The sequence below is a fragment of the Algibacter sp. genome, from assembly GCF_049667265.1.
Classification (GTDB): Bacteria; Bacteroidota; Bacteroidia; order Flavobacteriales; family Flavobacteriaceae; genus Algibacter_B.
In genome coordinates, this window is the sequence record NZ_JBATHX010000468.1 from 1 (window position 1) to 8,593 (window position 8,593).

Below are 8,593 nucleotides of genomic sequence, written 5' to 3' on the forward strand. Positions count from 1 at the left end.
TACATGTTTGTTCCGGGTGTAATGACCATCATTTTGATGTTAGTTTCCGCGATGATGACGTCCATTTCCATTACAAGAGAAAAGGAATTAGGTACTATGGAAATCCTTTTAGTATCACCTTTAAAACCATTTCAGGTTATTATAGGGAAAGTGTTTCCTTATATTTTTCTATCCATAATCAATGCGGTAGTTATTGTTATGCTGAGCATTTTCATTTTTAAAATGCCAGTTCAAGGAAGCCTGTTTTTATTGGCTTTAGAAAGCATATTGTTTATCATAAGCGCTTTGGCTTTGGGGATTTTAATCTCAACCATTTCGGCTACTCAACAAACTGCTATGATGATTTCATTAATGGGATTAATGCTTCCTGTTATTTTACTATCTGGCTTTATATTTCCAATTTCAAGTATGCCTTTGCCATTGCAAGTGATTAGTAATATCATTCCTGCAAAATGGTTTATCATCATCATAAAAGGTATCATGTTGAAAGGCGTTGGTATTCAATTTATTTGGAAAGAAACTTTGATTTTGATTGGAATGACCATCTTTTTCATTGGATTAAGTGTGAAGAAATATAAGATTAGATTGGAGTGAAAATAGATAATAGAAAATAGATGAAAGAGAAAAGAAAAATATCATTGGAAGCATCTTTTTTCTCTATTCTATTCTCTTTATTCTTTTAAAATATGAAAACAATTCTATACATCATACAAAAAGAGTTTAAGCAAATCTTTAGAAATAAAGGTATGCTTCCTATCATTTTTGTGTTACCATTATTACAACTTGTTATTCTATCTAATGCTGCTACTTTTGAAGTTAAGAATATCAAATTCGGTTATATCGATAACGACCATACTTCAACCTCCAGAGCTTTAGTTGAAAAATTTAATGCGTCAACATATTTTAATGTTTTAACAGATTTTCCTTCTGAAGAAATAGCAAGTGCAGCCATGTTAAAAGGCGAAGTCGATGTGCTTTTGGAAATCCCGAATTATTTTGAGCGCGATTTACAAAAAGAAAAATATAACAATTTAGGAGTCACTATAAACGCGATAGATGGAGCTGCAGCGGGTGTTGAAAATGTATATGCTACTCAAATTGTGCAACGTTTTAATCAAAATTTAAAAGTGGATTTGTTGCAGATTTCAGACCAACAAATTCAGCCAATCAAAATTGAAACGATCCCTTTATTTTGGTACAACGAAACTCTAAATTACAAAACATTTATGGTTCCTGGTATACTGGTTTTATTAGTCACAATGATAACTTTGTTTCTATCTGGAATGAACATTGTTCGCGAAAAAGAAATAGGCACTTTAGAACAAATAAACGTCACACCAATTAAAAAGAGTCAGTTTATTATCGGGAAACTTTTTCCGTTTTGGGTTATAGGAATGGGGTTGTTAACCATTGGTTTAATCTTAGCAAAAGTTATATTTAACGTTCCTATGATTGGTAGTTTACCACTTATGTATTTATACACTTCCATTTATATTTTTGTGGTTTTAGGCATTGGTTTATTCATTTCAAATTTTACCGAAACACAACAACAAGCCATGTTTATTGCTTGGTTTTTTACTGTCATTTTTATATTGATGAGTGGTTTATTTACACCAATAGAAAGTATGCCAAAATGGGCGCAAACTATAACAGAATTTAACCCAATTAAATATTTTGTGGAAGTAATGCGTATGGTCATGTTGAAAGGTTCTGGATTTATGGATATTCTTCCGCTTTTACTCAAAACATTGCTTTATGCTGTTATCATGAACGGATTGGCGGTGTGGAGTTATAAGAAAACCAATTAAAACATGAGGTATGAAAGCAGAGAAAAATATCAAATTATCCAGAGATGAATCTTTATTTGTAAGAGGTCCTCTATCACGTTTTAAAGAATTATCCTTTGCATTTAAAGTCTTTTTCAATTTCATTAAAGCCTTCAGAAAAATGCATTTTATTGGACCTTGCGTTACTGTATTTGGTTCAGCAAGATTCACAAAAGATTCCGAGCACTATAAAAATGCTGAAAAAATTGGAGCTGCTTTAGCAAAAACAGGGTTTACAGTAATGACAGGCGGTGGACCAGGAATTATGGAAGCTGCCAATAAAGGTGCGTTTGAAGCTGGTGGAAACTCAGTTGGTTGTAATATTATTTTACCTTTTGAACAAAAACCAAATCCCTATTTGCACAAATGGATTGATATTCCATACTTCTTTTTACGGAAAGTAATTCTTGTAAAATATTCTTATGCCTTTGTTGTCATGCCTGGTGGAATTGGAACTTTAGATGAACTATTTGAAGCATTAACCTTAATTCAAACCAAAGTAATTCAAGATTTTCCGGTTGTTATTTTCGATTCGGAATACCATAAAGAATTATGTGAACATATTCATTTAATGGCAGAAAATGAAAGCATCAGTCCAGAAGACATGAAGCTGCTTTTTGTAACCGATTCTGTCGAAGATGTAATAACGCATATCGAAACATATTCCATTAAAAAATTCGGTTTAATTACAAAACAGAGCAAACCAAAATGGTGGCTTGGAGAATCGTCAAATAAATCTTTATCAAATGAAAAATAAAAAGGTTATCTACACGGTAAGTGCTACTATTTTAGCGCTGTTTGCATTGCTTACTTTATTTTTAAGTAGCTCTGTAATTTTCGATTGGTTTGGCATTAGAGCCAAAGAAGGAAACTATGTCTTGTTTATAGTTTGGGCAAACTTTATCTGTAGTATAATATACATATTCGCTGTTTACGGATTTTTAAAAAGTAAAAAGTGGACGTTTTGGGTGTTAATTGTTGCTTTAGGCATCTTAATAATGGCTTTTACAGCTTTACTACTTTATGTCAATAATGGCGGAATTCACGAAACTAAAACATTAAAGGCAATGGTTTTTAGAATGTTGGTGACGTTAGCTTTTTCACTTGTAGCATTTTTCAATATAAAACAAAATAATATAATAGATTAAAAACAAACATCATGGAAAAAACAAAATATTCTAAAATATATCGAATAATTCATTGGGCAATTGCAGTTTCATTTATACTGTTGTTAATTACTATTTTTTTGCGATTAACATGGATGAATAAGTATAATATGGCAGCTATCATAGAGGATTACCTGATTAGTACCGAACAGAGTTTATCTCAAGATCAACTCATTGTTTTAGCGAAAAAGATAAGACAACCTATGTGGAATTGGCATATTTACATTGGTTATGTATTGGTTGGATTATTTAGTATTCGTTTCATACTTCCTGCATTCGGACAAATGAAGCTTCAAAATCCTTTGAGTAAAAACTTATCTACAAAAAAGAGAATTCAAAAATGGACATACATCATTTTTTATCTCTGTGTTATTGTTTCGCTGGTAACTGGACTTATCATAGAATTAGGACCAAAAGAATTGAAAAAGCCAATGGAAGAAATCCATGTACTTGGTATTTACTATCTAATTGCATTTATAGTTATCCATTTGGCAGGTGTATTAATTGCAGAATTTACAGAACAAAAAGGAATTATTTCAAGGATTGTTAGTGGCTCGAAAGACACAGATTTAAAGGCATGAAACCAAAATAAATGAAAATAAGAGCATACATATTGTTTTTTCTATTATGGTCTGTGCATATTGCTTTTTCACAAAAATATTTAGATACACTTCCGCAATTGGATTTGTCTAAAATAGCTCTAATCAATCAAAAGGATAGTTACATCACATTTCCTACAGATATTGGAAATATTGAACCCTTAATGTTTGAAGCCAATGTAAATCCATCATTTGTAATTAGAGAACGTAAAGACTCTAAATTAATGGCAGTTTTGACACCTCAAATAACGATCAGGATGTATAATCAAGAGTCCTATCCTGTTCAGACACCTAGTTTTATTCCACAGATTTCAGTTTATTATTTAGCCAATAAATATGAGGCTCTTAATTACTTGGTTTTTTTTGGTAAAATAGCACATCATTCTAATGGACAAGATGGTAACTTTTATAATAACGATAATACCATCAACTTACAAACAGGGAATTTTGCTACTAATTTCATGGAGTTTGGATTTCTTAAAACAGCATATAGCGATAGATTAAAAGCCATTAAAACCTTAAAAAGCGCGATTGAAATTCATCCTAAAAGTTGGATGTTACAAGAGTTAAATGGAAAGTATAGTGGATTGCGTTGGCATAATACTTTTACATCCTTTAAATTACCTTTAACCTATTCTGGCAGCAATAAAGCAAATTTTTCGTTAAAAGCTGAAACAACATTAATGTTAGATGATTATAATGATTTAGACGTTTTTGATTTAGATAGACTCAATGCTAGTTTAACATTTTATTATCATCCCAAGTTTTTAGAGGATATAGGATTGTTTGTTCAGTTCTATCATGGAATGGATTATTATAATATTTATTTTGAACATCAGCTATCCGTTATTCGATTAGGAATAATGACGGAAATATTAAGGTTTTAAAAAAAGAAATTATGGAAAAGCAAATTTTTATTAAAAAGGGTAATGAGGAGATGGAACTTTTTTCATTTGAAAAATTAAAACAATCACTACTATCAGCAGGTGCTTGCAAAGAAGTGGTTGATGCCATAGTTCATAGAATTCAACCTGAAATTTATGATGGAATTTCTTCAAACGCCATTTATAAAAAGGCTTTTTCCTTATTAAAAAAACACAATAAAGTATCGGCATCGCGCTACAGTTTAAAACGAGCACTTTTCGATTTAGGTCCAACAGGTTATCCGTTTGAAAGATTGGTTGGAGCATTATTAAAGGAAAAAGGATATAAAACCAAAGTTAGTGTTATTTTAAATGGAGAATGCGTAACTCATGAGATAGACGTGTTGGCAGAAAAAGAAGGAAACGTCTATGCCATAGAGTGTAAATTTCATTCTGATGCCAAAGCTTCGAGCAATGTAAAAGTGCCATTATATATTAACTCTAGATTTTTAGATATTCAAAAAGTATGGAATTCAGATGCAAAAAATAAAACGCATTTAAAACAAGGATGGTTGGTCACTAATACACGCTTTACAGAAGATGCTATAAATTATGCAAAATGCGTAGGATTAACATTGTTAAGTTGGGATTATCCAAAAAATAATGGACTGAAAGCAAATATTGATTCATTGGATTTATATCCCGTTACCACGTTAACAACTTTGTCTAAAAAAGAAAAACATCAACTTATAGAAAAAAACGTCGTTTTAGTTAAAGAGCTATTTAAAGCTTCTAACATAATGAAAAGCATTGGCATTTCGGATGTTAGGATACAGCGTACTTTGCTAGAAATAAGTGAATTGTGCAAAATATAATTCCATAATAGACTTTGGGTTTAAAAAATAATAATCAACTAAAGGTATAGTAGAATTAAAATTAATAGGTTAAGCTATATTAAAACTAATTGTGTAACAAAGGTTGCACTTTTTCTACTATGTGTTAATTACCTTTATTAGAATAAACAATAATGATGAAAAATAGAGTTTTAATTCCCTTTTTTATAGGTTTCTTTTCCATATTCAGCTTATTTTCTCAAGACCAATTTACAGTTCAAATAGAGCCTCTAACTATTACAAATGCGCCAAATGTGCATTCATTTTCGTGGGGAAAAACTAGTGATGGAAAATGGCTAATTGTAGGTGGAAGAATTGATGGGCTTCATCAACGACAACCCTTTACCTCTTTTTTAGAAAACGATAATAACAAAAGTGTTTATGTAGTTGATCCGGTTGCAAACCAAACTTGGAGTACCTCTATTAGTGTTTTGCAAGCATCAATGTTTGAGCAATTACAATCTACAAATCAAGAATTTATACAAAGAGGAAATACGTTGTACATTATTGGTGGTTATGGTTATAGTGCATCACAAAACGACCATGTTACCCATAATAAATTGACTGCAGTAGATGTTGATGGGTTGGCGAATGCAGTTATAAACAACACAGATATAACCTCTTTTTTTAGGCAAATCACTAATACTAATCTTGCGGTTACGGGTGGACATTTAGGATTGTTAAACGATGTGTTTTATTTATGTGGAGGACAATATTTTGAAGGGAGATATAATCCAATGGGACCAAATAATGGACCAGGATTTACACAAAATTACACCGATGAAATTAGAACTTTTGAAATCAACGATGATGGAACAAACCTTTCTATCGTAAATTACACAGCTCAAAATGACACCAATAATTTACATCGAAGAGATTATAACATGGCACCCCAAATATTCCCAGATGGAACAGAAGGTTTTACTATGTTTAGTGGTGTTTTTCAGCATACAGCAGATTTACCTTGGTTAAATTCTGTCGACGTAACCCCTTCTGGATATACAGTAAATAATACTTTTAATCAATATTTAAGTCAATATCATAGCGCTAAAATACCCATTTTTGATACTTCAAACAATGTCATGCACACCTTGTTTTTTGGAGGCATGAGTCAGTTTAAATTAGATGCTAATGATAATTTAATACAGGATGATAATGTACCATTTGTAAAAACTATAAGTAAAGTATCTCGATTTAGTGACGGATCAATGGTAGAAAGCAGTTTAGATATTGAGATGCCAACTTTATTAGGTTCTGGTTCTGAGTTTATTCCGTTAGAGGATAACACCAATTATTTAGAAAACGAAATCTTAAACATTAACAATTTACAAGAAGGTGTTACGCTTGTGGGTTATATTTTTGGAGGTATCGAAAGTACCCAAGAAAATATTTTCTTTATAAATGATGGTACCCAAAGTTCGGCAAGTAGTCTAGCTTTTAAGGTTTTTATTAATAAATCCACATTGAGTGTAAATGAAGTTGAATTAACCTCTGAAAATATTTACAATCTAAAAATAATTCCAAATCCTTCAAAAAGTATTTTTTCAATAGAAGTATTTATTCCAAACACAGAAAAAAGCGAGGTAGCTATTTATGATATTTCTGGTAAAAAAATAAAATCATTAGAAATAGAAGCGTCTATTGGCACCCAAACTATTCCATTAGATTTAGCAAAAATGGCTTCTGGAGAATATATTTTAGTATTTAAAAATGGCGCAAATAACCTAGAGAAAAGAATAATAAAAATTTAACTAATGCTTCGATAATGTAACAAAAGTTACTATTCAAGTTGTTTTAAAAAGCAATCTTTACCCAATATCTATAGATTACTTTAAGTCAAATAATCAAAGTGATGAATATCATTTTATGAAAAATATTTATAAACTAATTTCACAATATCAAATCATATCAAATGGCTAAAATTGTAATTTTAGGTGCAGGTATTTCTGGTCACGTAGCTGCTTCACATTTAAGAAGAAAGCTGTCTAAAGAACACGAAGTTGTTGTGGTTTCTCCAAACAGTAATTACCAATGGATTCCTTCAAATATATGGGTTGGGATCGGTAGAATGAAATCAGAAAAAATCTTATTTCCATTAGCGCCATTATACAAAAAGAAAAATATTGGTTTTAAGCAAGCTAAAGCGATTTCGTTTCATCCTGAAGGTGATAGTACAGAAACAAAACCTTATGTTATATCAGAATATGTTGCAGGAGATGAAAAAGGAAAACAAGAAAAAGTAACTTATGATTATTTAATTAATGCTACTGGCCCCAAACTTAATTTTGAAGCTACTGAAGGTTTAATTCCAGGTAAAAACAAAACCTATTCCGTTTGCACTTATACACATGCAGACCATGCATGGGAAGGATTGAATGAAGTAATTCAACAAATGAAAACAGGAAAAAAAGCTAAAATTTTAATTGGAACTGGTCATGCAAAATCCACATGTCAAGGTGCAGCTTTTGAGTATATTTTAAATGTAGAACAAGAACTTCGCAAGCAAAATGTGCGTGACATGGCAGAAATTACTTGGATAGCAAATGAGCATGAATTGGGTGATTTTGGAATGGATGGATTGTTGATGAGTTATGGTGATATGATCATGAAATCTAGTGAATTGGTTGAAATGGTTTTTGAAGACAGAGATATAAATTGGATTATCGGTGCAGGAGTCAACAAAATTGAAGATGGCATAGCGCATTACGAAACTCTTGATGGAGAATATAAAACAGAAACTTATGATTTTGCGATGTTAATCCCAGCATTTTCAGGTCATGGTTTTAAAGCTTATGATAAAAACGAGAATGACATTACAGAAAAGCTTTTTAAAGGATTCATGATTGTTGATGCTGATTACACCCCAAAACCTTATGAACAATGGACGGTTCAAGATTGGCCTGAAACTTATCAAAATCCGAGTTATAAAAATATTTTTGCTCCAGGAATTGCATTTGCACCTCCTCACGCTATTTCTAAACCAAGAAAAAGCAAAAACGGAACAGATATTTCGCCTTCGCCACCTAGAACAGGAATGCCATCTGGAATTACTGCAAAATTAGTTGCAGATAATATTATAGATATCATTAAAAACGGTAAAGAGTCCTTACACCATAAAGGTTCTTTAGGAAATATGGGAGCAGCATGTATTGCTTCCTCAGGATTTGGTTTTTGGAAAGGAAGTGGTATTAGTATCACCACATTTCCAATTGTGCCAGATTTTAAAAAATATCCTGATTCTCATGG

The 8,593-nt window shown here is 31.5% G+C and carries 9 protein-coding genes; all 9 read left to right on the forward strand.

The features are described 5' to 3' along the window. Nucleotides 1–594 (forward strand): ABC transporter permease (locus WBN21_RS16085; RefSeq protein ID WP_424202073.1); only part of this gene is annotated, 594 nt, incomplete at its 5' end. Between the two features lie 92 nt (nucleotides 595–686). Then, nucleotides 687–1,808, forward strand: coding sequence for an ABC transporter permease (locus tag WBN21_RS16090; RefSeq protein WP_424202074.1), 1,122 nt, complete (start codon nucleotides 687–689; stop codon nucleotides 1,806–1,808). A 10-nt stretch (nucleotides 1,809–1,818) separates the two neighbouring features. Further along, nucleotides 1,819–2,583, forward strand: coding sequence for a TIGR00730 family Rossman fold protein (locus WBN21_RS16095; RefSeq protein WP_424202076.1), 765 nt, complete (start codon nucleotides 1,819–1,821; stop codon nucleotides 2,581–2,583). Beyond that, nucleotides 2,573–2,974: a hypothetical protein gene (locus WBN21_RS16100; protein ID WP_424202078.1), complete on the forward strand. Its 402-nt coding sequence runs from the start codon at nucleotides 2,573–2,575 to the stop codon at nucleotides 2,972–2,974. The genes WBN21_RS16095 and WBN21_RS16100 overlap by 11 nt, the downstream gene beginning before the upstream one ends. A gap of 11 nt (nucleotides 2,975–2,985) precedes the next feature. Beyond that, nucleotides 2,986–3,573 (forward strand): cytochrome b/b6 domain-containing protein, encoded by a 588-nt coding sequence (locus WBN21_RS16105; protein ID WP_424202080.1) that lies wholly within the window; start codon nucleotides 2,986–2,988, stop codon nucleotides 3,571–3,573. 11 nt (nucleotides 3,574–3,584) lie between these two features. Continuing rightward, nucleotides 3,585–4,478, forward strand: coding sequence for a hypothetical protein (locus tag WBN21_RS16110; RefSeq protein WP_424202082.1), 894 nt, complete (start codon nucleotides 3,585–3,587; stop codon nucleotides 4,476–4,478). A gap of 11 nt (nucleotides 4,479–4,489) precedes the next feature. Beyond that, entirely contained in the window at nucleotides 4,490–5,329 is an 840-nt protein-coding gene (locus WBN21_RS16115; protein WP_424202084.1) for a restriction endonuclease, read from the forward strand. A gap of 152 nt (nucleotides 5,330–5,481) precedes the next feature. After that, on the forward strand, nucleotides 5,482–7,098 hold the full coding sequence (locus tag WBN21_RS16120; RefSeq protein ID WP_424202086.1) for a T9SS type A sorting domain-containing protein: 1,617 nt from the start codon (nucleotides 5,482–5,484) through the stop codon (nucleotides 7,096–7,098). A gap of 161 nt (nucleotides 7,099–7,259) precedes the next feature. Next, a partial coding sequence (locus WBN21_RS16125; RefSeq protein ID WP_424202088.1) for an NAD(P)/FAD-dependent oxidoreductase occupies nucleotides 7,260–8,593 on the forward strand: 1,334 nt, incomplete at its 3' end.

Bases quoted from the DNA above. Each gene is read 5' to 3' on its own strand.
- WBN21_RS16090 (WP_424202074.1), top strand. From the start codon at position 687: ATGAAAACAATTCTATACATCATACAAAAAGAGTTTAAGCAAATCTTT.
- WBN21_RS16095 (WP_424202076.1), top strand. From the start codon at position 1,819: ATGAAAGCAGAGAAAAATATCAAATTATCCAGAGATGAATCTTTATTT.
- WBN21_RS16100 (WP_424202078.1), top strand. From the start codon at position 2,573: ATGAAAAATAAAAAGGTTATCTACACGGTAAGTGCTACTATTTTAGCG.
- WBN21_RS16105 (WP_424202080.1), top strand. From the start codon at position 2,986: ATGGAAAAAACAAAATATTCTAAAATATATCGAATAATTCATTGGGCA.
- WBN21_RS16110 (WP_424202082.1), top strand. From the start codon at position 3,585: ATGAAAATAAGAGCATACATATTGTTTTTTCTATTATGGTCTGTGCAT.
- WBN21_RS16115 (WP_424202084.1), top strand. From the start codon at position 4,490: ATGGAAAAGCAAATTTTTATTAAAAAGGGTAATGAGGAGATGGAACTT.
- WBN21_RS16120 (WP_424202086.1), top strand. From the start codon at position 5,482: ATGATGAAAAATAGAGTTTTAATTCCCTTTTTTATAGGTTTCTTTTCC.